At 62.4% G+C, this 23,405-nt stretch carries 22 protein-coding genes; 1 reads left to right on the plus strand and 21 read right to left on the minus strand.

Annotated elements, in window-relative coordinates:
• Positions 1–42: 42 nt before the first annotated feature.
• From ASF04_RS24270 to ppsA, 7 genes are all read right to left on the minus strand, one after another.
• A complete protein-coding gene (locus ASF04_RS24270; protein ID WP_156368757.1) occupies positions 43–654 on the minus strand; it encodes a hypothetical protein in 612 nt (203 codons plus the stop codon).
• A gap of 94 nt (positions 655–748) precedes the next feature.
• Positions 749–1,342: a hypothetical protein gene (locus ASF04_RS24275; RefSeq protein WP_056147552.1), complete on the minus strand. Its 594-nt coding sequence runs from the start codon at positions 1,340–1,342 to the stop codon at positions 749–751.
• 18 nt (positions 1,343–1,360) lie between these two features.
• A complete protein-coding gene (locus tag ASF04_RS24280) occupies positions 1,361–1,807 on the minus strand; it encodes a zf-TFIIB domain-containing protein (protein WP_056147555.1) in 447 nt (148 codons plus the stop codon).
• A gap of 11 nt (positions 1,808–1,818) precedes the next feature.
• Entirely contained in the window at positions 1,819–2,250 is a 432-nt protein-coding gene (locus ASF04_RS24285; RefSeq protein WP_056147559.1) for a DUF4259 domain-containing protein, read from the minus strand.
• 17 nt (positions 2,251–2,267) lie between these two features.
• Positions 2,268–3,218: an SPFH domain-containing protein gene (locus ASF04_RS24290; RefSeq protein WP_019919670.1), complete on the minus strand. Its 951-nt coding sequence runs from the start codon at positions 3,216–3,218 to the stop codon at positions 2,268–2,270.
• Between the two features lie 25 nt (positions 3,219–3,243).
• Positions 3,244–3,678: an NfeD family protein gene (locus ASF04_RS24295; protein WP_056147561.1), complete on the minus strand. Its 435-nt coding sequence runs from the start codon at positions 3,676–3,678 to the stop codon at positions 3,244–3,246.
• 157 nt (positions 3,679–3,835) lie between these two features.
• Entirely contained in the window at positions 3,836–6,268 is a 2,433-nt protein-coding gene (ppsA, locus tag ASF04_RS24300; protein WP_056147564.1) for a phosphoenolpyruvate synthase, read from the minus strand.
• Positions 6,269–6,435: 167 nt separating this feature from the next.
• On the opposite strand from ppsA, the gene ASF04_RS24305 reads away from it, so the two are divergent.
• Positions 6,436–7,284 (plus strand): pyruvate, water dikinase regulatory protein, encoded by an 849-nt coding sequence (locus ASF04_RS24305; protein WP_026636884.1) that lies wholly within the window; start codon positions 6,436–6,438, stop codon positions 7,282–7,284.
• Positions 7,285–7,385: 101 nt separating this feature from the next.
• Here the strand turns inward: ASF04_RS24305 and ASF04_RS24310 are convergent, their stop codons facing one another.
• From ASF04_RS24310 to uppS, 14 genes are all read right to left on the minus strand, one after another.
• Complete coding sequence (locus ASF04_RS24310) at positions 7,386–9,800, minus strand: catalase (RefSeq protein ID WP_056147566.1); 2,415 nt, start codon at positions 9,798–9,800, stop codon at positions 7,386–7,388.
• Between the two features lie 122 nt (positions 9,801–9,922).
• Positions 9,923–11,116 (minus strand): EAL domain-containing protein, encoded by a 1,194-nt coding sequence (locus ASF04_RS24315; RefSeq protein ID WP_056147570.1) that lies wholly within the window; start codon positions 11,114–11,116, stop codon positions 9,923–9,925.
• 21 nt (positions 11,117–11,137) lie between these two features.
• Entirely contained in the window at positions 11,138–11,923 is a 786-nt protein-coding gene (locus ASF04_RS24320; RefSeq protein WP_056147575.1) for an RNA methyltransferase, read from the minus strand.
• A complete protein-coding gene (gene rnhB / locus ASF04_RS24325; protein WP_056147578.1) occupies positions 11,920–12,543 on the minus strand; it encodes a ribonuclease HII in 624 nt (207 codons plus the stop codon). The genes ASF04_RS24320 and rnhB overlap by 4 nt, the downstream gene beginning before the upstream one ends.
• A gap of 28 nt (positions 12,544–12,571) precedes the next feature.
• Positions 12,572–13,732 carry a lipid-A-disaccharide synthase gene (gene lpxB, locus ASF04_RS24330; RefSeq protein WP_056147580.1) on the minus strand — a complete coding sequence of 387 codons (1,161 nt, stop codon included), beginning with the start codon at positions 13,730–13,732 and terminating at the stop codon, positions 12,572–12,574.
• The gene (gene lpxA, locus ASF04_RS24335) at positions 13,716–14,504 is read right to left on the minus strand and encodes an acyl-ACP--UDP-N-acetylglucosamine O-acyltransferase (RefSeq protein ID WP_056147585.1); all 789 of its coding nucleotides are present in this window, start codon (positions 14,502–14,504) and stop codon (positions 13,716–13,718) included. Before lpxA ends, lpxB begins: the two co-directional genes overlap by 17 nt.
• A 2-nt stretch (positions 14,505–14,506) precedes the next feature.
• Complete coding sequence (gene fabZ, locus ASF04_RS24340; protein ID WP_026636885.1) at positions 14,507–15,001, minus strand: 3-hydroxyacyl-ACP dehydratase FabZ; 495 nt, start codon at positions 14,999–15,001, stop codon at positions 14,507–14,509.
• Positions 14,998–16,053 (minus strand): UDP-3-O-(3-hydroxymyristoyl)glucosamine N-acyltransferase, encoded by a 1,056-nt coding sequence (lpxD, locus tag ASF04_RS24345; RefSeq protein WP_056147587.1) that lies wholly within the window; start codon positions 16,051–16,053, stop codon positions 14,998–15,000. The genes fabZ and lpxD overlap by 4 nt, the downstream gene beginning before the upstream one ends.
• 138 nt (positions 16,054–16,191) lie before the next feature.
• Entirely contained in the window at positions 16,192–16,719 is a 528-nt protein-coding gene (locus ASF04_RS24350) for an OmpH family outer membrane protein (RefSeq protein WP_040377325.1), read from the minus strand.
• A gap of 66 nt (positions 16,720–16,785) precedes the next feature.
• Positions 16,786–19,122 (minus strand): outer membrane protein assembly factor BamA, encoded by a 2,337-nt coding sequence (gene bamA, locus ASF04_RS24355; protein ID WP_056147590.1) that lies wholly within the window; start codon positions 19,120–19,122, stop codon positions 16,786–16,788.
• A 78-nt stretch (positions 19,123–19,200) separates the two neighbouring features.
• Positions 19,201–20,595 carry an RIP metalloprotease RseP gene (gene rseP, locus ASF04_RS24360; protein WP_056147593.1) on the minus strand — a complete coding sequence of 465 codons (1,395 nt, stop codon included), beginning with the start codon at positions 20,593–20,595 and terminating at the stop codon, positions 19,201–19,203.
• Complete coding sequence (ispC, locus tag ASF04_RS24365) at positions 20,592–21,785, minus strand: 1-deoxy-D-xylulose-5-phosphate reductoisomerase (RefSeq protein ID WP_056147597.1); 1,194 nt, start codon at positions 21,783–21,785, stop codon at positions 20,592–20,594. The genes rseP and ispC overlap by 4 nt, the downstream gene beginning before the upstream one ends.
• 11 nt (positions 21,786–21,796) lie before the next feature.
• On the minus strand, positions 21,797–22,633 hold the full coding sequence (locus tag ASF04_RS24370; RefSeq protein WP_056147599.1) for a phosphatidate cytidylyltransferase: 837 nt from the start codon (positions 22,631–22,633) through the stop codon (positions 21,797–21,799).
• Positions 22,633–23,385: a polyprenyl diphosphate synthase gene (gene uppS, locus ASF04_RS24375; RefSeq protein WP_056147601.1), complete on the minus strand. Its 753-nt coding sequence runs from the start codon at positions 23,383–23,385 to the stop codon at positions 22,633–22,635. The genes ASF04_RS24370 and uppS overlap by 1 nt, the downstream gene beginning before the upstream one ends.
• Between the last annotated feature and the right edge of the window lie 20 nt (positions 23,386–23,405).

Below are 23,405 nucleotides of genomic sequence, written 5' to 3' on the forward strand. Positions count from 1 at the left end.
CTTGTCATAAAAATTGGAACCGCCGGGAATGTCACGCTCGGCTTACTGCTTGATAAGCGAGCGAACAAACTTCTTTACTGCGCGATTGATCGTCACGAAATCGTTCCCCAGCGGCTTGGCGATATGGTACCGAATCTCCATGTCGAGATCGATTTTGGTCCATGCGACATAGTTCACGCTCCAGCTTCCAGGATCGTTCACTCCTACTAAATGACCATCTACGTCACGAAAGACGTACAGCGTCGATTCGGGCTTCATCGTTTTCTTGTTCAGCATGCCACGGTAGATGTCGAAACCTTCCGACGTGCCATCTCGATAAAGACGGCCCGGCTTGGTGGTATCGATTTTACTTGCAGCGTTCGCAACCAGCCATTCGGTACGGCCTTGCCCGCGTCCAAGCATTATCTGGCCCCTTATCTCGTCCGCACGAGGAGCATCGCGCCAATTGCGTGCCGCCATGCCGGGATATTGGAGTGAAAAATTCAGCATTGAAGGCACTGAAGTTTCCGACTTGACCGTCGATGGGATCAGAAATTTTCGGGTAAGTGCACCGTCAACCAGCTCAATTTCTTCGATGGTATTTGCCGGCTCACTTTTCGAACAGGCCAACAATAGAAGGAGCAATATGCCGCAGCACCTGGATGCGAAGCTCATGATATTTTCTTTGACAGATGAAATAAAAACCGCTCCGGCAGCATCGTCCAATGCTCCTCACGCCTATCGATTTTTTGTATCCAGATAGTCGGCACTATCCCGCTTCAGCATTTCCTGCGCACCGAAGACGCACCGCGTATTGAATTGCGAGCAGGAACGGCAAGGCGACCATCAGCGTCCCGGGCAACACTCCAGTCAACACAATGGTGAACCACTCTAGCGGATGTGCTTTTGACCAGTTGTTTGGTGGCGTCGACCACATCAGGTACGTCATCGCTGACGACACAATCGCCACGACGGCAAGTACCGTCCGGAAGTTGAACCAATGACGGCGTATCAGCACCGCTGCCACGGGAACGCCGACCAGTGCAAGCAAAGGCAAGACAAACAGCAGCGACAGTACCATCATGTAAATGCCCCGGCCAGGCACGAAGGTCCACCACTTGGTTTGCGCGAATACACCGTCCGCTGGCAAGCCGGTGAAGTCATGATAGGCATAGCCGAAGCTGACGACCAACAGCCCGGCGAGCGCCGCCAGGTAGCCTGCCGCATACGGCATCACGCCGATGCGGTCATATTCCGGACCGAGCAACCAGCGCCAGAGCCACCAGGGCAGCGCTACCGCGATACCGATGAGGATCAGCCCGAATGGCAGTGTCGCCCAGTAGAAAAGCCAGTCAGTCGCCATGATGACCTTGAGAGATGTTTATTTCCAAAATTTGAACAACAAGCCGGCAAGATCACCAAGCAACCAGATACCTTCCACCTTGTCGACCAGGTTGAGCGTTGACCTTTCACGCCGTATTTCCGTGCCGTCTGCCAGGCGGCCCAGGTTCACCGGCTGCGCGACGTGGGCCAGGTCCAGCAAGCGGGGCAACTTCCCGGCTTCGAGCCACAGGCCCCGGCATTCGGGACAGACGTCCATCGAGACACCCTTGAAGCGCAGCGATTTCATCATCTTGCCGTCGCGGGGACAGGGCCGTACGTGCGCTGGCTGGTCCGGTTGCTTGTGCAGTTCCAGCGCCGCGTAGGCGCGAACTGCGGGCAGCACATTGCCCGCGACCGCCACGCCCAGGCATTGCGGGCAACGATGTACTTCGTAGCCGTTGGAGGCGCTGGCCGCTAACGGCGTATCGTCTGCTGGACAAAGCATGGCCACGCTCCTTACCCCAGGCGCGCCGCCAGGTCGTCCACCGAAGCGCACCACTCGGCGTAATGCTCACTCTCTTCCCATAGCTGGCGCAGCTCCGACTGTTCGGACACGATGCGCGCCAATGCCTGCTGCGCCTTGGCGGCGAGGTCGGTGCGCGGCTTGACCGCACCTTTCGCTTTTTCCTTGCGCGCATCCACCCATTCGTCGATGGCCGCGCTGTCCTCGGTGCGAGCGCCGCCCTTGCCTTGCAGCCGCGCCAGCACTTCGATCGCCGCCAGCGCTTCGGCCGCCAGCGGCGCTTCGAGTTCGCCACCGGCGTCAGCGCCTGCCAACGCCGTATCGAGCGTGTTCTCGATGGCGTCCATATTGGTCGTCTCGTGCAGATCCTCGGCCCAGTCCTGGGCGAAGTCATTGCCGAAAGCGTCTACCGCCCATGTACCCATGTCCTGCTCCTGCTAAATTATGGCCGCACCGGTTTGACCAGCGGCACGTCTTTTTGTGATTTGACGACCTGCATCGCGGTAGCGATCAAGCCGCTGATGTCGCCCAGGTTGGCCGGCACGATGATGGAATTGTTGGTCTTGGCCAGCTTGCCGAACGCCTCCACGTACTGCTCGGCCACCTTCAGGTTCACCGCGTCTTCGCCGCCCGGATCGCGGATCGCCGAACCCACCTGGCGCAGCGCATTGGCGTTGGCTTCGGCCAGCGCGACGATGGCTGCCGCCTCGCCCTCGGCGCGGTTAATGGCGGCCTGCTTGTCGCCTTCGGAGCGGGCGATCTGCGCTTCGCGTTCGCCGTTGGCGATGTTGATCTGCTCCTGCTTGCGGCCTTCCGAGGCGGCAATCAGCGCGCGCTTTTCGCGTTCGGCGGTAATCTGCGCCTGCATCGCGTGCAGGATTTCCGCCGGCGGCGTCAGGTCCTTGATCTCGTAGCGCAGCACTTTCACGCCCCAGTTGGCAGCCGATTCGTCGATGGCGTTGACGATAGTGGTGTTGATATGGTCGCGTTCCTCGAAGGTTTTATCGAGCTCCATGCGGCCGATCACCGAGCGCAGCGTGGTTTGCGCCAGCTGCGTGATGGCGGCGATGTAGTTGGACGAACCGTACGAGGCGCGCATGGCGTCGGTGACCTGGAAGTACAGGATGCCGTCCACCTGCAACTGCGTGTTGTCCTTGGTGATGCAAACCTGCGGCGGCACGTCGAGCGGAATCTCCTTCAACACGTGCTTGTAGGCGATGCGATCAACAAACGGGATCACGATATTGAGGCCAGGGCCCAGCGTCGCATGGTATTTGCCGAGCCGCTCCACCACCCACGCATGCTGCTGTGGCACCACGTTGATGGTCTTGAACACAAACACCAACGCCAGCACAAACAGCACCAGGGTCACATTGCCGAAACTGATATCCATCCAGGTCTCCTTCGTTTGAAATTGATTAAGCCGCGACAATCAGGCGGCTGCCGCGCACTTCGCGGATGATGTACTGGCCCGGCGCCGGGGCCGAAGCACCAGTTGCCGTGCGGTCGAGCTCCACGTCCCACAGCGCGCCGCGATACATCACACGCGCCACGCCGTCCTGCCAGGCCGGCACGGTAACGGTCTGGCCGATATCGAGGTTCACATTGGGGTCGCGCTCGGCTTCCACGCGGGTGCCCATCCTGCCGTAGCGGCTGCGGCGCAAGCCGATGGTCGCGGCCACGCCGACGATGGCGGCCACCATGGTCTGGATCGGCAGCGCCAGCCCGATGGCGGCAGCGAGCGCGCCGAACACCAGGCCGATGGCGATCATCAGCAGGTAGAACGTGCCGATGAACAGTTCGACAGTTACCGCAACGCCGGCGGCGATCAACCAGAAACTCCAGTCAGCCATGATGTCTCCTCCTCTCGTGAGCTATTTTCAAATACAAAGACCCCCGGAGCCCAATATGGGCCACGAGGGTCTTGGATGCAAGAACGTTTTTTGTGGAGTAAAAGGCTACTAAATTCATTAACTCCAGTCTAAACGATTTTTGTCTTGCGTCAACTTTTTATTTAGGTTGCAGGCTTGCCAGCTTCTGCCACGTGTCGATCACCGAGTCCGGGTTCAGCGACATCGATTCGATGCCCTGCTCCATCAGCCACACGGCGAAGTCCGGGTGGTCGGAAGGACCTTGGCCGCAAATACCGATGTACTTGCCCTTTTCGCGGCAGGCCTTGATGGCCAGCGACAGCAACGCTTTGACGGCCGGATCGCGCTCGTCGAAGTCGGCAGCGAGCAGCGCCATGCCGGAATCGCGGTCCAGGCCCAGGGTCAGCTGGGTCAGGTCGTTGGAACCGATCGAGAAGCCGTCGAAGAACTCGAGGAACTGGTCGGCCAAAATCGCGTTCGATGGCACTTCGCACATCATGATCAGGCGCAGGTCGTTTTCGCCGCGTACCAGGCCGTTTTTGGCCAGCAGGTTAACGACTTTTTCAGCCTGGCCCAGGGTGCGCACGAACGGCACCATGATCTCGACGTTGGTCAGGCCCATGTCGTTGCGCACGCGCTTCATGGCCAGGCATTCCATTTCGAAGGCACCCGCGAAGTCTTCGGCCAGGTAGCGCGCAGCGCCACGGAAGCCCAGCATCGGGTTTTCTTCGTCCGGCTCGTAACGCGAACCGCCGATCAGCTTCTTGTACTCGTTGGACTTGAAGTCCGACATGCGCACGATGACTTTTTTAGGCCAGAACGCGGCAGCGATGGTGGCGATACCTTCGGCCAGCTTGTCCACGTAGAACGCTTTCGGCGATGCGTGGCCGCGGGCGACCGATTCCACAGCCTTTTTCAGGTCGGCGTCGATGTTCGGGTATTCCAGGATCGCTTTCGGGTGCACACCAATATTGTTATTGATGATGAACTCGAGGCGGGCCAGGCCCACGCCGGCGTTCGGCACGGACTGGAAGTCGAACGCCAGTTGCGGATTGCCGACGTTGAGCATGATCTTGGTCGGCAGTTTGGGCAATTCGCCGCGCTGCACTTCCGAAACTTCGGTTTCCAGCAGGCCGTCGTAGATCTTGCCTTCGTCGCCTTCGGCGCACGACACGGTCACAAAGGTGCCGTCCTTGAGCACTTCGGTCGCGTCGCCGCAACCGACGACTGCCGGCACGCCCAGTTCACGGGCGATGATCGCCGCGTGGCAGGTACGGCCGCCACGGTTGGTGACGATGGCCGAAGCGCGTTTCATGACCGGTTCCCAGTTCGGGTCGGTCATGTCGGCCACCAGCACGTCGCCGGGCTGCACGCGTTCCATTTCCGACGGGTCGGTAATCACGCGCACCGGGCCGGCGCCGATTTTCTGGCCGATGGCGCGGCCGGACGTCAGCACGGTGCCGGTCGATTTCAGCTTGAAGCGCTGCTGCACGTCGGTCGCTTTCTGCTGCGATTTGACGGTTTCAGGACGCGCTTGCAGGATGTACAGTTTGCCGTCGCGGCCATCCTTGCCCCACTCGATGTCCATCGGACGGCCGTAGTGGTTTTCGATGATGACGGCGTACTTGGCCAGCTCCACCACTTCGGTGTCGTTGAGCGAGTAGCGGTTGCGCAGTTCCACCGGAACATCGACGGTTTTCACCGAACGGCCGGCCTTGGCCTCGTTGGTGAATTCCATCTTGATCAGCTTGGAGCCGATGTTGCGGCGGATAACAGGCGATTTGCCTTTTTCCAGCATTGGCTTGTGGACATAGAATTCGTCCGGGTTGACGGCGCCCTGCACCACGGTTTCGCCCAGGCCATAGCTCGAGGTAACGAACACCACGTCCTTGAAGCCCGATTCGGTATCGATGGTAAACATCACGCCAGCGGCGCCCAGGTCGGAACGGACCATGCGCTGCACGCCGGCCGACAACGCCACTTCGGCGTGGGTAAAGCCTTTGTGGACGCGGTACGAAATGGCGCGGTCGTTGTACAGCGATGCGAACACGTGCTTCATCGCTTCGAGCACGTTGTCGATGCCGACCACGTTCAAGAACGATTCCTGCTGACCGGCGAACGACGCGTCGGGCAAGTCTTCGGCGGTAGCCGAAGAACGCACGGCAAACGACATTTCGGTGGTGGAGTCGGCGACCAGGCGCTCGTAGAAGGCCGTGATGTCGGCCTGCAGGCGTGGCTGGAACGGGGTTTCGACAATCCAGCCGCGAATTTCGGCGCCCGCTTGCGCCAGGGCGCGCACGTCGTCGATATTCAGGTCGGCCAGACGATTGGCGATGCGTTCGGCCAGCGGCTTGCCGCCGTCGACGCTGTGTTCGAGGAAGTCGCGGAATGCCTGCGCCGTGGTGGCAAAGCCACCAGGCACACGCACGCCGGCGCCAGCCAGCTGGCTGATCATTTCGCCCAGGGACGCGTTCTTGCCGCCGACGGACTCGACGTCGGTCATGCGTAAATTCTCGAACGATGCGACGTAAACCGCTTCGCCTGCCTGCTCCTTCAATGCTGCGTTAGACATAAAAAACACCTTTTTGATGATAGAAATCTTTCAGCCGGGTGCAGACGTCTCCGTTTTGCTTGTTCTTGTTATTCTGGTCGTCGTGCACCACAATCATGCTATTGGCAACCATTCTACAGCCTGTAACGACAATTGACGATTCCTGAACACCACCGGCAGAAAAATACATGACACAAGAACAACGAACCTCCTTTCCCACCGCATCACGCACGGTGTTCTTCGTCTCCGACGGCACCGGCATCACGGCTGAAACCTTCGGTCACTCGGTGCTGACCCAGTTCGAACTGCGCTTCCGCCAGATCCGGCTGCCGTTCATCGATACGCTCGACAAGGCGCACGACGCCGCGCGCAAGATCAACGAGGCGTTTGTGACCGACGGTCAGCGCCCGATCATTTTTTCCACTCTGGTGCAGACCGAACTGTCGGATGTGATCCGCCGCTGCAAGGGCATGTACATGGACTTGTTCCAGACCTTCGTGGCGCCGCTGGAACAGGAGTTGAACGTCAAATCGACGCACACCATCGGCCGTTCGCACAATATCGTCGACAGCGAGGAGTACAAAAACCGCATCGAGGCGATCAACTTCTCGCTGGCCCACGACGACGGCCAGTCGCACAAGAACCTGTCCTCGGCCGACATCATCCTGGTCGGCGTATCGCGCTCGGGCAAGACGCCCACCAGCTTGTACTTAGCGATGCAGTACGGGATCAAGGCGGCCAACTACCCGCTGATCCCCGACGATTTCGAACGCGGCCGCCTGCCATCGTCGCTGTACGAGTTCAAGTCGAAGATTTTCGGGCTGACGATCACGCCGGAACGCCTGAGCGAGATTCGCAACGAGCGCCGAGCGGGCAGCAAGTACGCGTCGATCGAGAATTGCCGGTACGAGGTGAACGAGGCGGAAACCATGATGAAGCGCGAAGGGATACGCTGGCTGTCTTCCACTACCAAGTCGATCGAGGAAATCTCGACGACGATTTTGCAAGAGATCAAGCCGGACCGCCGCGAATACTAGGAGCGCCGGAAAAGCTTCATGGCGGCGTTGCCGCTCCCGGCCGTACGAGTTGTACTGTCTTCGTGGCGGCGCCTTGCTCCGCACGCTTCCTCGGGCGCTCCTTAAACCCTTGGGGGATCGGTGTCGCGGGCGTACACGCGGTGCCGCGCCAGCACCGCGACGAACTGCGCCAACGCATCGGCCAGGTCGCAGGTATCGGCGACGATTACGCCGGGATCCGGCGCGCCGTCTGGCAGCCGGTCGGGTATATGCGCGGTACGCAGTAACACCGCGCCGCCCCCTATCGCCAGCATCGGCTTCAGGTGCCGGAACTGCAGCTTCAAAAATTCCAGCACGCGTGCATCGCGTGACAGCGCGCACTCTCCCTCGGGATAATCGGGCACGATCACCGCGTCGAACAGCACCGATGGTCCCGCCTCGAAACTGATTTCCACGTCCAGCGGCGCGTCTTCGCTGGCGGCGATCTTACCGATTTGTTCGCCCACCAGGCGCGGCGCCGCGCCCAGGTCCAGCAATGCCGCATACAGCTTGCGCGTTTGCGGACCATCGACGCCCGGCGCCACCAGCAGCGCTACCCGGCGCGTGGCCACGCCCACGTTGCCGGGGCGGTGGAACAACGACAGCGGCGGCGATGGCGGATACGGGTATGGCGGGCGGTTGGTGGCCGGCGGCAACGGGTCCGGCACGTCCATGCCCAGGCTGGCGGCTACGCGCGCGGCCAGCCCATTATCGACATTGACCAGCGCCGCCAGCACCCGCTTGCGCACTGCCGGGGTCTGCACCCGCGTCAGCTCGAACCGGAACGCCTGCACGATGTGGTCCTGCTCGACCGGTGTCTGGCTGATCCAGAACAGGCGCGCCTGCGAATAATGGTCGGCGAACAGTTCCGGCTTGCCGCGCACCTCGTTGCCGTGGGACGCTTCCGGCACGCTGACAAAACCGCGCACGCCGGCCTGGAACGGGCAGCCGCCGGCCAGCGAATTCGGTTCGTAGTTGACCCGGCCCCGGTTGATCTGCTGGCGGTGCATGCCGTCGCGCTGGTTGTTGTGAATGGGCGCCACCGGCGTGTTGATCGGAATCTCGTGGAAGTTGGCACCGCCGAGGCGCGAGATCTGGGTATCGACGTACGAGTGCAAGCGGCCTTGCAGCAGCGGATCGTTGGTGAAGTCGATGCCGGGCACCACGTGGGCGGCGCAAAATGCCACCTGCTCGGTCTCGGCAAAGAAATTATCGGGGTTGCGATTGAGGACCAGCTTGCCCACGGTGCGCAGCGGCACCAGCGCTTCCGGCACCAGCTTGGTAGGGTCGAGGATGTCGAACGGGAAGCGCGCGGCCTGCGCTTCGGAAAACACTTGCAGGCCCAGCTCCCACGCGGGAAACTGGCCGCTGTCGATCGCTTCCCACAGATCGCGCCGGTGGTAATCGGGATCGGCCGCCGCCAGGCGCACTGCCTCGTCCCACACCAGCGCATGGGTGCCGGCCATCGGCGACCAGTGGAACTTGCAAAACACCGACGTGCCGTGCGCATTCACCAGCCGGAACGTGTGCACGCCGAAGCCCTGCATCATGCGGTAGCTGCGCGGAATGGCCCGGTCCGACGTGTGCCACAGCAGCATGTGAACGATTTCGGGGCTGAGCGAGGCGAAATCCCAGAACGTGTCGTGCGCGCTCGAAGCCTGCGGCATGCCGTGGTGCGGTTCGGGTTTCACCGCGTGGATCAGGTCCGGGAATTTCATCGCATCCTGGATGAAGAACACCGGGATGTTGTTCCCTACCAGGTCCCAGTTGCCGTCTTCCGTATAAAACTTGACGGCGAAGCCGCGCACGTCGCGCACCGTGTCGGCAGAACCGCGCTCGCCGGCCACAGTGGAAAACCGTACGAATACCGGTGTGCGTTTACCCGTCGCGCCGAACAGCGCGGCGCGGGTGATGGCACTCTGGTCGCCGTAGCTCTCGAAATAGCCGTGGGCGGCCGAGCCGCGCGCGTGCACCACGCGCTCCGGTATGCGCTCATGGTCGAAGTGCGTGATTTTTTCGCGCAGAATAAAATCTTCCATCAGGGTGGGACCGCGCAGGCCGGCCTTGAGGCTGTTCTGGTTGTCGGCCACGCGCACCGCCTGGTTGGTGGTCAGCATGCGGCCGGTATCGTCCACCCGCACCCGGTCGAGCGGGCCGTCGAGCGGATTGTCGCCGAGGTCCGGCTGGCCGGCACCCACCTTGGGTGAGGCCACGGTCTCGGTGCTGGTGCTGGCCGTGGCCAGCGGCGACGTGGGCGTCTCCGTATCGCCCTCGTGCGGCACCCAGGCGGCATCGCCGTATTCGAGCGCCTTGGTGGGGTTGTAGGGCATGTCGGCGGCCAGTTGGGCGTCGCTGACGACCTTCTCGATCAACTGGCTGGCGATGGGGTTGGGCGGGCCGAGGCGCGACGGGCGCGGCGCCTTCGACGGGCCGCCCAAGGTGCTCAGGATGGAACCGGCGCCGTCCACGTCGCCGCCATTGCTTTTGCGTTTGGCCATGTCTCGACTCCTGTTCAATACCCGCTCCGAATGGCGGGCTGAAGTCGAGTTTGAGAGTCTTGGGATGACGCCGCTTGATGTCGCTCAAGCGCGGGGAGAACAGGAATGCCGCAGAAAAACGCCTAAAAAAAGTGGCGCCAATCCGATAACCAGTCGGGGAACTCCTCGACCGGCATCGGCTTGGCGATGTAATAGCCCTGGGCATACGTGCAGCCCAGCCCCTGCAGGAAATCCCAATCCTGCTTGGTCTCGACCCCCACAGCCACCGAACGCCGCTCCAGGCTGCGCGACAGGCCCAGGCACGAGCGCAGTACGGTGGCAATCGCCGGCTTGCGGAACGCGCCATCGACGAAACCGCGGTCGATTTTCAGTTCCGAGAACGGCACCCGCGCCAGCAGTTGCAGGTTGATCAGCCCCGTGCCGTAGTCGTCGATGGCCAGGCCGAACCCCTTCATGCGCAACCGCAGCAGCCGCTCCAGGAAGTGCGGCGTGGTGGTGAGCACCGCCTTTTCCGTCATCTCGAAGGTGAGATAGTCGGGCATGATGCGGTGGCGTTCCAGGCAGGCGTCGATCTGCTCCATGAACTGCGGGTGCGCCAGCGTGCTGGGATCGACGTTGACCGAGAACGAAATCGGAATGCCGTCGTCGTGCAGGCGGCGGCAGGCCTGCACCGATTTTTCGATCAGCGCCCAGTCGAGGAAGTCGATGCGGTGGTTTTCCACCAGCGCCGGCATGAACGACGCGGGACCGAGCAGGCCATAACGCGGATGGCGCCAGCGTGCAAACATCTCCAGGCCTTTTACCCGGCCGGTTTCCAGTTCGATCTTGGGCTGGAAATGCGGTGCGAATTCGTTGTTATTGAGCCCATTGCCCACCTCCGCGAACGACAGCGTGGGCACGCGCTCGCGCCGCATTTCGGGCGGTTTCAGGTGGGCGGCGATCACCGCTTCCAGCCGTCCCGCGATCAGCGGCTTGGTCATCACGCCCAGCACGTCGAGGCCGAAAGCGTCGGCCATCGATTCGATCGAGAACAGCACGGAATTGGTTTGCGAGCCGAAGATGATCAGCCCCGCGCGGCTTTGCAGGTCGCCCATGCGGCGGATGACTTCCAGCGCGTCGATGCCGGGCACCTGCAAGTCGAGAATGATGATGTTGACGGCCGGCTGGTAGCGCAGGCCCAAGCAGCGCAGCGCGGTGTCGCCGTCTGGCGCCTCGGTAATCTGGAGCGCCCCCGTGCGTTGCAGGATATCGACCAGCACGCGGCGCTGCGCGACGTCTCCTTCTGCGACCAGAAAGTGCAACTGCCCGATATCCATAACCGCTCCGGTGGAAACTGCCTAGCCCTGATTCTGCCTGAGTTGTTCGAAAAAGCATACTGCTGCGCAAGCTGCAACGTTGAGCGACTCCACCTGGCCCGCATGGGGAATGACTACCTGGTGCGAAGCGAGTGCCAATAAATCGTGCGCCACGCCCTGCCCTTCGTGGCCGAACAGCCACGCCACCGGCTGGCGCAGGTTCACATCATACAGGCGCTGGGTGGCATAGCCGCTGGTGGCCAGCGACACCACCTGCGAATTCGCTACCAAAGCTGGCAGATCGACGTTCTCGAAGATATCAAGCACGAAGTGAGCACCCATGGCCGCGCGCAGCACCTTGGGCGACCAGCAGAACGCGGTGCCGGCGCTGCAATACACTTGCGTAATGCCAGCGGCTGCCGCGCTGCGCAGGATCGAGCCGACGTTGCCGGGGTCCTGCACGCCGTCGAGCAGCACTGCCGACACCTGCAACGGTCCGGTCACCGCGCGCTGCGGCGTGGGGATCAGGAACATCACGCCCACGCCGTGTTCCACCTGGCTGATCGCATTGTAGAGCGCATCTGGCAAGGCCAGCACGTGCGCGTGTTGCGCTTCGAGGCCGCCGACAATGTCCATCACTTCCGGGTTGTGCAGCGCGGTTTCGCTGACCACGCACTGCTCGGGCGCGCCGCGCAATTGCAGGTACGACTGGCACAGGTGCACGCCGTCGAGCAGCGTGCGGCCCGACTTGCGGCGCGCCTGGGCGCTGCCGGCCAGTTTGACCAGATCCTTGTACTGCGCGTTGTCGCGCGAGGTAATCGTCTTCATGCGCCCACCTTGAGCAGCACGGCGCGCACAGGTGCGAACGAGCGGCGGTGCACCGGCGACGCGCCATGCTCGCGCAGGCGCGCCAGGTGCAGCGCGGTGCCGTAGCCCTTGTGCTGGTCGAAGCAGTAATGCGGGTACTGCGCGTGCAGTTCGACCAGGGCGGCGTCGCGCGCAGTCTTGGCCAGGATCGATGCGGCCGAAATGGCATCGACCTTGTCGTCGCCGCCGATGACGGCGATCGACTGGATCTGCATCACCGGGCAGCGGTTGCCATCGATCAGGGCCAGGGTGGGCACGGTGGACAGCGCTTCCACGGCGCGGCGCATGGCCAGCATCGACGCTTGCAGGATATTCAGCTGGTCGATCTCGTCTTCCGACGCCTGGGCGATGGCCCAGGCCAGCGCCTGCGACTTGATCACCGGCGCCAGCAGGTCGCGCTTGGCTTCGGTGAGCTTTTTCGAGTCGCGCAAGCCGAGGATCGGGCGGTCCGGGTCGAGAATGACGGCAGCGGCAAACACCGGGCCAGCCAGCGGGCCACGGCCGGCTTCATCCACCCCGCAAATGATTTCGTCGGGGGAGTTCGGGAGGTCGTCGAACAGGCCGGGATTCGGATTTTTCACGTTTTACTTCACTTATTCATCTAAATGGCTAACCACGGCCGATCACCTTCAACACCGCCGCCGCACTTTCCACCGCGCTGTTGCGCAGCAGACTGTGATGCATATCGGTGAAGCGCTGAGCCAGGCGCAGCCGGTGCGGCGCGTCGGACAGTTGCTGCCACATGGCGTCGGCCAGCGCCTGCGGGTTGGCGGCGTCCTGCAGCATCTCGGGCACCAGGAACTCGCGCGCCAGGATATTGGGCAGGCCCACCCACGGCTGGTAGCCGAAGTGGCGCAAGATCTGCCATTCCAGCGCCATCATTTTATAGGCGATCACCATCGGCTTTTTGAACAGCGCCACTTCCAGCGACGCCGTGCCCGAGGCCACCAGCACTGCGTCGCCGGCGGCAATCGCCGTGTGCGACTGGCCGTCGAGCAGGTCGATCTCCACGTCCTGCAGGCCGGCCTGCGCCACCAGTTCCAGGAAATACTGGCGCTGGCGCTCGCCCGCCATCGGCGCCACGAACCGCAGCGAGCGGTCGCGCTGCTTGAGCAGTTTGGCCGCCTGCACGAAAGCCACGGTATTGTATTTGAGCTCGGACATACGGCTGCCGGGCATGATGGTGACCACGTTGGCGTCCTGCGGCAAACCGAGTTTGGCGCGCGCCCCCGCCTCGTCCGGCACCATCGGGATCACTTCCGCCAGCGGATGGCCCACGTAGCTGACCGGCACGCCCGCCTGGCGATAAATCTCTTCCTCGAACGGGAACACCACCAGCATGTGCGACACCGCGCGCACGATCTTCTTGATACGGCCACCGCGCCAGGCCCAGATCTGCGGCCCGATGTAGTGGATGGTGGGGATGCCCGCCGCCTTGAGCTGCTCTTCCAGTCCCAGATTGAAGCCCGGGTAGTCGGCGCCAATGAAGGCGGCGGGCCGGTCGGCCAGCAACTGGTCGCGCAGCTGGTTCTGGATGCTCTTGATTTCGCGGTAGCGCGGGATCACGGCCAGCAGGCCGCGCACGGTCAGCTTGTCCATCGGCACGTGCGACTCGAAACCCTGGGCGATCATGTGCTCGCCGCCGATGCCGTGCAGGCGCACACCGGGCAGGTGCGGCTTGAGGCCGGAAAGCAAACGGGCGGCCAACAGGTCGCCCGATGGTTCCCCGGCGACCATCGCCAGCGACAGCTTGTCAGCGGACGATGCCACGCGACGCCGTATCGAGGAATTCGCGCATGGCGCGGATATGGACCGCCGCACCGGGCGTGGCCTCTTCTTCGGCCCGCAGCGCGGCCTTGGCTTCTTCCAGCGTGAGCCCCGAGCGATACAGCAGCTTGTAGGCAGTGCGGATACCGTTGATCTCTTCGCGCGTAAAACCACGGCGCTTGAGGCCTTCGATATTGACGCCGTGCGCCTGCGCCGGGTTACCGTTCAACAGCACGAACGGCGGCACATCCTGCGTCAGGCTGGTGCTCATGCCCACGAACGCATGGGCGCCGATCTTGCAGAACTGGTGAACGTTGGCAAAACCGCTCATGATCACCCAGTCGCCGATTTCCACGTGACCGGCGATCTGCGCGTTGTTCGAGAAGATCGTGTTGCTGCCCACCTGGCAGTCGTGCGCCAGGTGCACATAGGCCGAGATCCAGTTGTCGTTGCCGAGCGAGGTTACGCCCTTGTCCTGCACCGTGCCGGTGTTGAACGTGCAGAATTCGCGGATCGTGTTGCGGTCGCCTATGGTCAAACGGGTCGGTTCGCCGGCCCATTTTTTATCCTGCGGCGCAGCGCCAATCGACGAGAACTGGAACAGTTTGTTGTCGCGGCCAATGGTGGTATGGCCTTCGATCACCACGTGCGGGCCGACCACGGTGCCGGCGTCGATTTGCACGTGCGGTCCGATGACCGTGTACGCGCCGACGTCGACGCTGCTATCGAGCTGCGCTTTCGGATCGATGACTGCGGTAGCGTGGATGGTACCCATGATTACTGCCCCGCAGGCTGGCTGGCGTCCGCAACGCTGCGGATGGTGCACATCAGTTCCGCTTCCACCGCTACCTGGCCATCGACGGTGCCCACGGCCTTGTATTTCCAGATGCCGCGCGCATTGCGCAGGATTTCGACGTCCATTTTCAGCTGGTCGCCAGGACCGACCGGACGCTTGAAGCGCGCGCCGTCGATACCGACGAAGTACACCACCGAGCTTTCGTCAGGCTTGATGCCCATGGTCTTGAACGACAGCAGCGCAGCGGTTTGCGCCATCGCTTCGATCATCAGCACGCCCGGCATGACCGGCTTGTGCGGGAAGTGGCCATTGAAGAATTCTTCGTTGACGGTGACGTTCTTGATCGCGGTGATAGACTTGCCCTCTTCGTACGCGAGCACGCGGTCCACCAGCAGCAGCGGGTAGCGGTGCGGCAGGTAGGACTTGATCTCGCAGATGTCCATGGTCTTGGAGGTGTCGGGCTGAGTAGTGGTCATGATTCTTCGTTTTCTTTATTGGTCTTGATAATTTTTTCGAGCGCGCGGATTTTCTCGCGCATGCCCGGCAGGTTGCGCACGATGGCGGCCGACTTTTCCCACTCGGCGTTTTTCGCCAGCGGATAAAAGCCGGTGTACTGGCCCGGTTCCAGGATCGAGCGCGATACCATGGAAGCAGACCCCACGTGCACGCGATCGACGATGGTCAGATGGCCCAGCACCATCGACGCGCCGCCGAAGGTGCAGTACTTGCCGATCTTGGCGCTGCCGGCCACGCCGGTGCACCCGGCCATGGCCGTGTGGGCGCCGATGTGGCAGTTGTGGCCGATCTGGATCTGGTTGTCCAGCTTGACGCCGTCTTCGATGATGGTGTCGGCCAGCGCACCGCGGTCGATGGTGGTGTTGGCGCCGATGTCCACATCGTCGCCGATCACCACGCGCCCGGTTTGCGGGATCTTGATGTACACGCCGCCTTCGTTGGCAAAGCCGAAACCGTCGGTGCCGATCACGGCGCCCGAGTGGATGATGCCGCGCGCGCCGATAATGCAATGGGCGTGGAACGTGACGTTGGCAAAGAAGTGCGTGCCCTCGCCCACTTCCGCTTCGCGGCCGATGTAGCAGCCGGCGTCGATCACCGCGTGTTCGCCGATCACGGCGCCCGACTCGATCACCACGCGCGCACCGACATGGGCGCTGGCGGCGACGTGGGCATCATCGGCAACCACGGCGCTGGCATGGATGCCGGGCGCCGGCACGAAGGCCGTCAGCGATTCGAAATACTGCGCTGCGCGGGCGAAATACACGTAGGGGTTGGCGACGACGATGCGCGCACCGGTGTAGCCGGCGGCGATGAACTCGTCATCTTTTTCGGCGACGATCAACGCCGCCGCGTGGCTGTCGCGCGCCTGGGCGCGCAGTTTGCTATTGCTGAGAAAGCTGATGTGCGAAACGCCGGCGTCTGCCAATGGGGCGATCCCGGTCACTTCCAGGTTCGCGTCACCCATCAACCGGCCACCGAAGCGTTCGACCAATGTGCCTAGTCGAGTGCCCATCCTAATTCCTTAATTAATAAAGTACCTCGATAACCGTAGCGAGCGGCCTGTTATCGTCTTGAGTAGCGGAGGCGTACGAACGTACGCTGAGCAACGGAGAGGCGATAGCGGGCCGCGCAGTAGGTTAGCGAGGTGCTTTTACTTGTCTTTGTCGAGCGCGGCCAGAACCTTGTCGGTGATGTCGATACGCTTGCTGGCCCACACCGCATCCTGCAGCACAATATCGAAACCTTCGGTATCGGCCATCTGGCGGATGATCTTGGTGGCGCGGTCGGAAATGGCCTGGCGCTCTTCGTTGGTGCGCTGGCTCAGGTCTTCGCGGAACTCGCGCTGGCGGCGCTGGAATTCCTTGTCGAGATCGAACACGTCGCGCTGGCGGCGTACCCGTTCCGCTTCGGCCAGGGCCGGCGCGTCTTTTTCCAGCTTGGCGGAAGCCGCTTTCAGGCGGCCTTCCATCTCCTGCATGGCTTTTTCGCGCGACTTGAACTCTTCCTGCAGCTTTTCGCTGGCCAGCTTGGCCAGCTTGGACTCGTTGTAGATGCGCTCCGGGCTGAGCCAGGCGATGCGCGACAACGAGGTCTGCGCCTGCGCCGGCGCCATGGCGCACCAGCCCAACGCTGCCAGGGCAAGCGTAGCGGCAAGCGAGGCGCCGTAGGTCTTGGTCATCTTGGCGGATGCAGTATTCAACTTGATTCTCCGATTAAATATTGATAGCCGAGTCGGGGACACAGGTCAGAAACCAGTACCCATCTGGAACTGGAAGCGTTCCAGGCGGTCGCCCGGCTTGGCATTAAGAGGCTTAGCATAACTCAACTTGAGCGGGCCCACCGGCGAAATCCAGCTGATACCGAGACCGGCCGAGTAGCGCAGCTGCGAGTAACGCATCTTCTCGCCTTCCTGGTAGACCTGGCCCGCATCGAGGAAGCCGAACCAGCGCAAGCTGCGATCCTGGCCGGAGCCCGGGAAAGGCAGTTGCAGCTCGGCGTTACCGATCAGGCGCGAGGCGCCGCCCAGGGCATCGCCGTAGCGGGCATCGACCGCGCCCAGCGACGAACTTTCGTAGCCGCGCACCGAACCGATACCGCCGCCGTAGAAGTTCTTGAACACCGGGTACGGCGTGTCGCCGAGGCCGCGGCCGTAGTCGATCTCGCCCTTGAGCGCGAGCACGGAGCGCCAGATCAGCGGCTTGTAGTACTGCTGCTCGTAGATGGCGCGGTAGTATTTCTGTTTGCCGATCACGTCGAGCTCGAGGTTCAGGCGCTGGTAGCGGCCGGCCGACGGCGTCAGGCCGGAATCGCGGCTGTCGCGCGACCAGGCCAGCGTGAGCGGCACGGCGTTGGTCTCGGCCTTGCCGATACCGCTGGTGTTGCCGGTGACGTCGGACACGTATTGCAGGAACCGGGTTGGCGACGTCGAATCGGTTTCGATCGACGAGCGTTCGAGACCGATACCGAGGAACACGGTGTCGGTTTCCGAGAACGGCACGCCGTAGCTGATACGGCCGCCCTTTTGCTTGATGGTGTAGCTACCGATGTTCAGCGCCGGCGGACGCTGCGTACGCAGGTACACCTCGTACGAACGCGAGATGCCGTCGTCGGTGTAGTACGGGTCGAACTGCGAGAACGAAATCGTGCGGCTGTACTTGGACGTGTTCAGTTCCATGCCCACGGTGGTACCGGAGCCGGCAAAGTTGGCCTGCTGGATCGCCGCCTGGAACGTGAATTTCTCCGACTGCGAGAAGGCGCCGCCGATGGTGAAGTTACCGGTCGGTTTTTCCACCACGGTCAGATTCACGTCCACCTGGTCGGACGTGCCCTGCGCTTCCGGGGTGTCGATGGTGACATCCTTGAAGTAGCCGAGGCGGTCGACGCGGTCGCGCGAGAGCTTGATCTTGTTGGCGTCGTACCAGGACGATTCGAACTGGCGGAACTCGCGGCGGATCACTTCGTCGCGCGAGGTGGTGTTGCCGGCGATGTTCATGTGGCGCACGTAGGCGCGCTTGCCCGGATCGATCATGAAGGTAAAACTCACTTCACGCTTTTCCTGGTTGATGTCCGGGTTGGCGTTGACGTTGGCGAACGCGTAGCCGAAGGTGCCCAGGCGGTCGGAAATGAGCTTGTTGGTGGCGGTGAGCAGTTCGCCCGAATACACGGCGCCCTTGCGCAGCAATACCAGCGAACGCAGCTCGTCCTCGCGGCCGAAGGTCTCGCCCTCGAACTTGATGTCCGCGACGTTGTACTTTTCACCTTCGGTGATATTGATGGTGATGTAGATGTCTTTTTTATCGGGCGTGATCGAGACCTGGGTGGAATCGATGTTCATCTCGATGTAGCCGCGATTGAGGTAGAACGATTTGAGCGACTCGATATCGCCGGTCAGCTTGGTCTTGGAATACTGGTCCGCCTTGGTGTACCAGCTGAACCAGCCACCGGTATTGAGCGCCAGCTGCTCGCGCAGTTCCTTGTCCGAGAACACCTTGTTGCCGATGATGTTGATCTGCTTGATCTTGGCGATTTCGCCCTCGTCCACCGCGAACGTGATGTTGACGCGGTTGCGCTCGAGCGGGGTGACCGTGGTCACCAGCTTGACGCCGTACAGGCCGCGCGACAGGTACTGGCGCTTGAGTTCCTGCTCGGCGCGGTCCACCGACGCCTTGTCGAAGATTTTCGCTTCGCCCACGCCGATGTCTTTCAGCGCCTTGACCAGCACGTCCTTTTCGAATTCCTTGGTACCGGTGAATTCCACCTTGGAGATGGCCGGGCGTTCCTCGACCAGCACCACCAGCACCTGGCCGTCCGCTTCCAGGCGCACGTCCTTGAAGAAACCGGTGGCATACAGCGCCTTGATGGCGGTAATACTTTTGTCGTCGTTGAAGGTCTCGCCCACGCGCACCGGCAGGTAGCTGAAGACCGTACCGGCTTCCGTCCGCTGGATGCCTTCGACGCGGATGTCCTTGATCACGAAGGGTTCGATCGCCATGGCGTTGCCGGCACACAGTACCAGGACGGCGGTGCCAATCAGACTGCGGCGCATGGAAGATGGAGTAATACGGTCAGAATATAATTTCATCGGGGTTATTCAATGTCTCATTCAACGAACTACTATATAACTATGTAACTGTGAGTACAAACCGGGGAACTCATCGAGTTACATGAGTCTGGTGATGTCGTTAAATACCGCCAGCACCATCAGGGTCATCAATAAACCGATACCGATGCGTTGGGCGAATTCCGCTACGCGCTCGGACACGGGACGCCCGGTTAAAACTTCCAGCGAATAATACAGCAAATGCCCCCCGTCTAGAACGGGAATCGGTAGCAAATTCATTACGCCCAGACTGATACTGATGAACGCAATGAAGCTTAAATAACTGGCCACGCCCAGGCGTGCGGTCTGGCCAGCATAGTCGGCAATTGTAATCGGACCGGTGACATTCTTGAGTGACGCTTCGCCAGTGACCATCTTGCCGATCATCTTGAGCGTCATGGTGCAGGTATCCCATACCCGCTCGACCGCCTTGCCCAATGCGCTCAGCGGGCCCGAGGGCACGTTGATCATATCCGGGCGCAACGCGACGTAAGCGCTGATCTTACCGACTGTTACAGCTTGCTTACCTGACTTTTCCCCGTCAGCGCCCTTGAGCATCTCGGCCTGCGGCGTGACCGCCAGCGTGCGCGGTTCGCCAGCGCGGATGACCCCGACCTGCACCGTCTTGCCGGGCGCAGCGCGAATCAGTTCGATGAAAGCAACGCCGTCTTGCACCGCCACGCCATCGACGCTTTTCAGCAGATCGCCCACTTGCAGGCCGCCGCGCTCGGCAGCGCCGCCCGGCAGTACCTGCTGCACCACCGGCGACGGCAACGCCACGCCGATGCCGAGGTTGCCGACGATGTCACCTTCCAGGTCGAGCGCAGTCATGGTGGCAGCCGGCACGATGGCGTTGACGCGGCCGTAGCCGGAACGCTCGACCGTGAGGCTTGCTTCCTTCTTGTCCACGGCTGCCTGCATCAGGTTCCAGCGCAGCTCGGACCAGGCTGCCACCGGTTCGCCATTGACGGCCGTGATGCGATCGCCGGTGCGCAGGCCGGCCAGGGCGGCAGGCGTGCGGTCGGCATCCTGGCCGGCGGCAGCGCGCACGCTGATCTTGCTGGTCGGCTCTTCCACGCCATGCATGTACAGGCCGGCAAACAGCACGATGGCAACCAGGAAATTGGCCAGCGGACCGGCAGCCACGATGGCAATGCGCTTCCAGACGCTCTGGCGCGTGAACTCGCGCGCCAGGTCTTCTTTCGGAATGCTGGCCAGGTCGCCCTCGCGGGCGTCAAGCATTTTCACGTAGCCGCCCAGTGGCAAGGCGGACACGGCCCACTCGGTCTGGTCGCGGCCGAAGCGGCGCGACCACACGACTTTCCCCATGCCCACGGAAAAGCGCAGCACCTTGACACCGCACCAGCGCGCCACCAGGTAATGGCCCAGCTCGTGGATCGTGATCAGCGAGCCGAGGCAGACGGCAAACGCCAGGATGGTGGTGAGAAAATTCATCGCGCGAGCTGGCTGATGCAGCGTTCGGCGGCGGCCCGGGCGGCGGCATCCTGCGCCATCACGGCCTCGATGCTGTCGGCGGCGCCGTGCGGCAATTGCTCCACCACTTGCGCGATCACGCGGTCGATTTGGCGGAAGCCGATCTGGCGGTCGAGGAAGGCTTGCACCGCCACTTCGTTGGCCGCGTTGAGCAAGGCCGGTGCAGTGCCGCCGGCGCGCAAGGCGTCGAACGCCAGCGCCAGGCACGGGAAGCGCGCAAAGTCGGGACGGTGGAATTGCAGGGTGGCGATTTCGGTGATGTCGAGCTGGGCCACGCCGGACGCGATCCGCTCCGGGTACGCCAGCGCGTGCGCGATCGGCGTGCGCATGTCCGGGTTGCCCAGCTGGGCCAGCACCGAACCATCGACATACGACACCATCGAGTGGATCACCGACTGCGGGTGGATCACGACCTCGATGCGGTCGGCCGGGGCGCCAAACAGCCAGTGGGCCTCGATCACTTCCAGGCCCTTGTTCATCATGGTGGCCGAATCGACCGAAATCTTGCGGCCCATCGACCAGTTCGGGTGCTTGCAGGCCTGTTCGGGCGTCACGTCTTCCAGCGTGGCAACGTCACGCGTGAGGAACGGTCCGCCGGAGGCGGTGAGCAAAATCTTGGCCACGCCGGCATTGGCATCGCGCACGGCCGGCATGCGGCCACCGAATTGCGGCATGGCCTGAAAAATGGCGTTGTGTTCGCTGTCGATCGGCAGCAGGATGGCGCCGGACTCGGCCACCGCATCCATGAACAGCTGGCCGGACATGACCAGCGCTTCCTTGTTGGCCAGCAGAATTTTCTTGCCGGCGCGGGCGGCAGCCAGCGTGGGCGCCAGGCCGGCGGCGCCGACAATCGCGGCCATCACGCTATCGACTTCGGGCGCGGACGAGATCGCGCACAGCGCGGCTTCGCCGTATTCGACTTCGATACTGACGTTGGCTGCACGCAGCAGCGCGGCGAGGCGCCCTGCTGCCTCGGCGGTGCCGACGACCGCGCGTTGCGGCCGGTGGGCAATACATTGCGCCGCCAGTTCATCGACGCGGCTGTGCGCGGACAAGGCATAGACGGCGTAGCGCTCGGGATGACGGGCGAGCACGTCCAGCGTGGACACGCCGATCGAACCGGTGGCGCCAAGGATGGTGATGCGTTGCATAGGGATGTCTTTCAGAGCCAGGTCGAGAGCAGCGCTGCGATCGGCAGCACGGGAATCAATGCATCGACACGGTCGAGCACGCCGCCATGGCCGGGCAGCAGGTTGCTGCTGTCCTTGACGGCCGCACGGCGCTTGAGTTGGGACTCGAACAGGTCGCCAATCACGGACGCGGCCACGATCACCAGCAGCGCCAGCATGGTCACGCCCCAGCCGAAGCGCGCCTGCAGACGCACGGCAAAGGTGTCTTGCAGCCACGGCACGCCGGCGGCCGCCAGGATCGAGATGGTGGCGATGACCAGCACGGCAATACCGCCGCCGATCGCACCTTCCCACGATTTACCGGGGGAAATGGTCGGCGCCAGCTTGCGCTTGCCGAATGCCTTGCCGGAGAAATAGGCGCCGATATCGGCAATCCACACCAGCACCAGCACCGACAGCAGGTACACGGGCGAGCGCAGGTATAGGCCCACGATGGCAAAGAAGCAGACGAACACGGCAAAACCGAAGGTCAGCGCCATCGACCAGTTGGCGGCGGTGCCCAGTTGCGGCAGACCCAGGCCCAGCGACGGTGCATAGCGGATCAGCCACAGCAGCGAGGCAATCGCGTACAGCGCGGTGGCGGAACCCGGTTGCGCCTTGTACATCAGGCCCACGAACAGCAGCGCGCCGACGATGCCGGCAATCCGGGCCGGACCGTCTTTCAGGCCGAACATGCGTGCCCCTTCCCACACGGCAGCGCCGAGGAACAGCGTGACGATCACGGCAAAGGCCGGGAAATACTGGAAGAACAGGACTGGCAGCAACACCGCCAGCAAGACCAGAGCGGTAATAATCCGTGTTTTCAGCATCAGTTTTTCTTTTCTGCCAGTTGCGCGCCGGTGCGGCCGAAACGGCGTTCGCGGTGCTGGTAGGAGGCGATGGCCTCGTCGAGGCGTTCGATCGAAAAATCGGGCCAGTAGGTGTCGGTGAAGAACAGCTCGGTGTACGCAAGCTGCCACAACAGGAAATTGGAAATGCGCTGCTCGCCGCCGGTGCGGATGAACAGGTCCGGCTCCGGCGCGTACGCCATGGCCAGGTGCGGCGCCAGTTGTTCTTCGGAGAAGTCGGTGGCGCCGGGATGGGCGACTACCATTTTGCCCACGGCCTGCATGATGTCCCAGCGGCCGCCGTAATTGGCGCAGATGGTGACGGTGAGGCTGGTGTTGTTGGCGGTCTTGCGCTCGGCGTTGGCGATCATGGTGCGCAGCTTCTCGTCGAAGCGGGACAGGTCACCGACCACGCGCAGGCGGATGTTATTGGCGTGCATCTTGGACACTTCGCGCTCGAGCGCGGTCATGAACAAGCGCATCAGGAGGGACACTTCCTCTTCCGGGCGGCGCCAGTTTTCGGAACTGAAGGCAAACAGGGTCAGGTATTCAATGCCGCGATTGATGCAGGCCTCGACCACGGTGCGTACCGCTTCGACGCCCTTGACGTGACCGGCTACGCGCGGCAAAAAGCGCTTGGTGGCCCAGCGGCCGTTACCGTCCATGATCATGGCGACATGGCGCGGCACCTGTGGCGCGTCCGGAACCTCGGTAGTCGAACTCGTATATTTCATGAAAGCTTTGCTGCCAAAGG

Source organism: Duganella sp. Leaf61 (assembly GCF_001421905.1).
GTDB classification, from domain to species: Bacteria; Pseudomonadota; Gammaproteobacteria; order Burkholderiales; family Burkholderiaceae_D; genus Rugamonas; species Rugamonas zoogloeoides.

Excerpts from the sequence above, each read along its gene's own strand:
- ASF04_RS24270 (WP_156368757.1), bottom strand. The coding sequence starts at position 654 with ATGAGCTTCGCATCCAGGTGCTGCGGCATATTGCTCCTTCTATTGTTG.
- ASF04_RS24275 (WP_056147552.1), bottom strand. The coding sequence starts at position 1,342 with ATGGCGACTGACTGGCTTTTCTACTGGGCGACACTGCCATTCGGGCTG.
- ASF04_RS24280 (WP_056147555.1), bottom strand. The coding sequence starts at position 1,807 with ATGCTTTGTCCAGCAGACGATACGCCGTTAGCGGCCAGCGCCTCCAAC.
- ASF04_RS24285 (WP_056147559.1), bottom strand. The coding sequence starts at position 2,250 with ATGGGTACATGGGCGGTAGACGCTTTCGGCAATGACTTCGCCCAGGAC.
- ASF04_RS24290 (WP_019919670.1), bottom strand. The coding sequence starts at position 3,218 with ATGGATATCAGTTTCGGCAATGTGACCCTGGTGCTGTTTGTGCTGGCG.
- ASF04_RS24295 (WP_056147561.1), bottom strand. The coding sequence starts at position 3,678 with ATGGCTGACTGGAGTTTCTGGTTGATCGCCGCCGGCGTTGCGGTAACT.
- ppsA (WP_056147564.1), bottom strand. The coding sequence starts at position 6,268 with ATGTCTAACGCAGCATTGAAGGAGCAGGCAGGCGAAGCGGTTTACGTC.
- ASF04_RS24305 (WP_026636884.1), top strand. The coding sequence starts at position 6,436 with ATGACACAAGAACAACGAACCTCCTTTCCCACCGCATCACGCACGGTG.
- ASF04_RS24310 (WP_056147566.1), bottom strand. The coding sequence starts at position 9,800 with ATGGCCAAACGCAAAAGCAATGGCGGCGACGTGGACGGCGCCGGTTCC.
- ASF04_RS24315 (WP_056147570.1), bottom strand. The coding sequence starts at position 11,116 with ATGGATATCGGGCAGTTGCACTTTCTGGTCGCAGAAGGAGACGTCGCG.
- ASF04_RS24320 (WP_056147575.1), bottom strand. The coding sequence starts at position 11,923 with ATGAAGACGATTACCTCGCGCGACAACGCGCAGTACAAGGATCTGGTC.
- lpxA (WP_056147585.1), bottom strand. The coding sequence starts at position 14,504 with ATGGGTACCATCCACGCTACCGCAGTCATCGATCCGAAAGCGCAGCTC.
- fabZ (WP_026636885.1), bottom strand. The coding sequence starts at position 15,001 with ATGACCACTACTCAGCCCGACACCTCCAAGACCATGGACATCTGCGAG.
- lpxD (WP_056147587.1), bottom strand. The coding sequence starts at position 16,053 with ATGGGCACTCGACTAGGCACATTGGTCGAACGCTTCGGTGGCCGGTTG.
- ASF04_RS24350 (WP_040377325.1), bottom strand. The coding sequence starts at position 16,719 with ATGACCAAGACCTACGGCGCCTCGCTTGCCGCTACGCTTGCCCTGGCA.
- bamA (WP_056147590.1), bottom strand. The coding sequence starts at position 19,122 with ATGAAATTATATTCTGACCGTATTACTCCATCTTCCATGCGCCGCAGT.
- rseP (WP_056147593.1), bottom strand. The coding sequence starts at position 20,595 with ATGAATTTTCTCACCACCATCCTGGCGTTTGCCGTCTGCCTCGGCTCG.
- ispC (WP_056147597.1), bottom strand. The coding sequence starts at position 21,785 with ATGCAACGCATCACCATCCTTGGCGCCACCGGTTCGATCGGCGTGTCC.
- ASF04_RS24370 (WP_056147599.1), bottom strand. The coding sequence starts at position 22,633 with ATGCTGAAAACACGGATTATTACCGCTCTGGTCTTGCTGGCGGTGTTG.
- uppS (WP_056147601.1), bottom strand. The coding sequence starts at position 23,385 with ATGAAATATACGAGTTCGACTACCGAGGTTCCGGACGCGCCACAGGTG.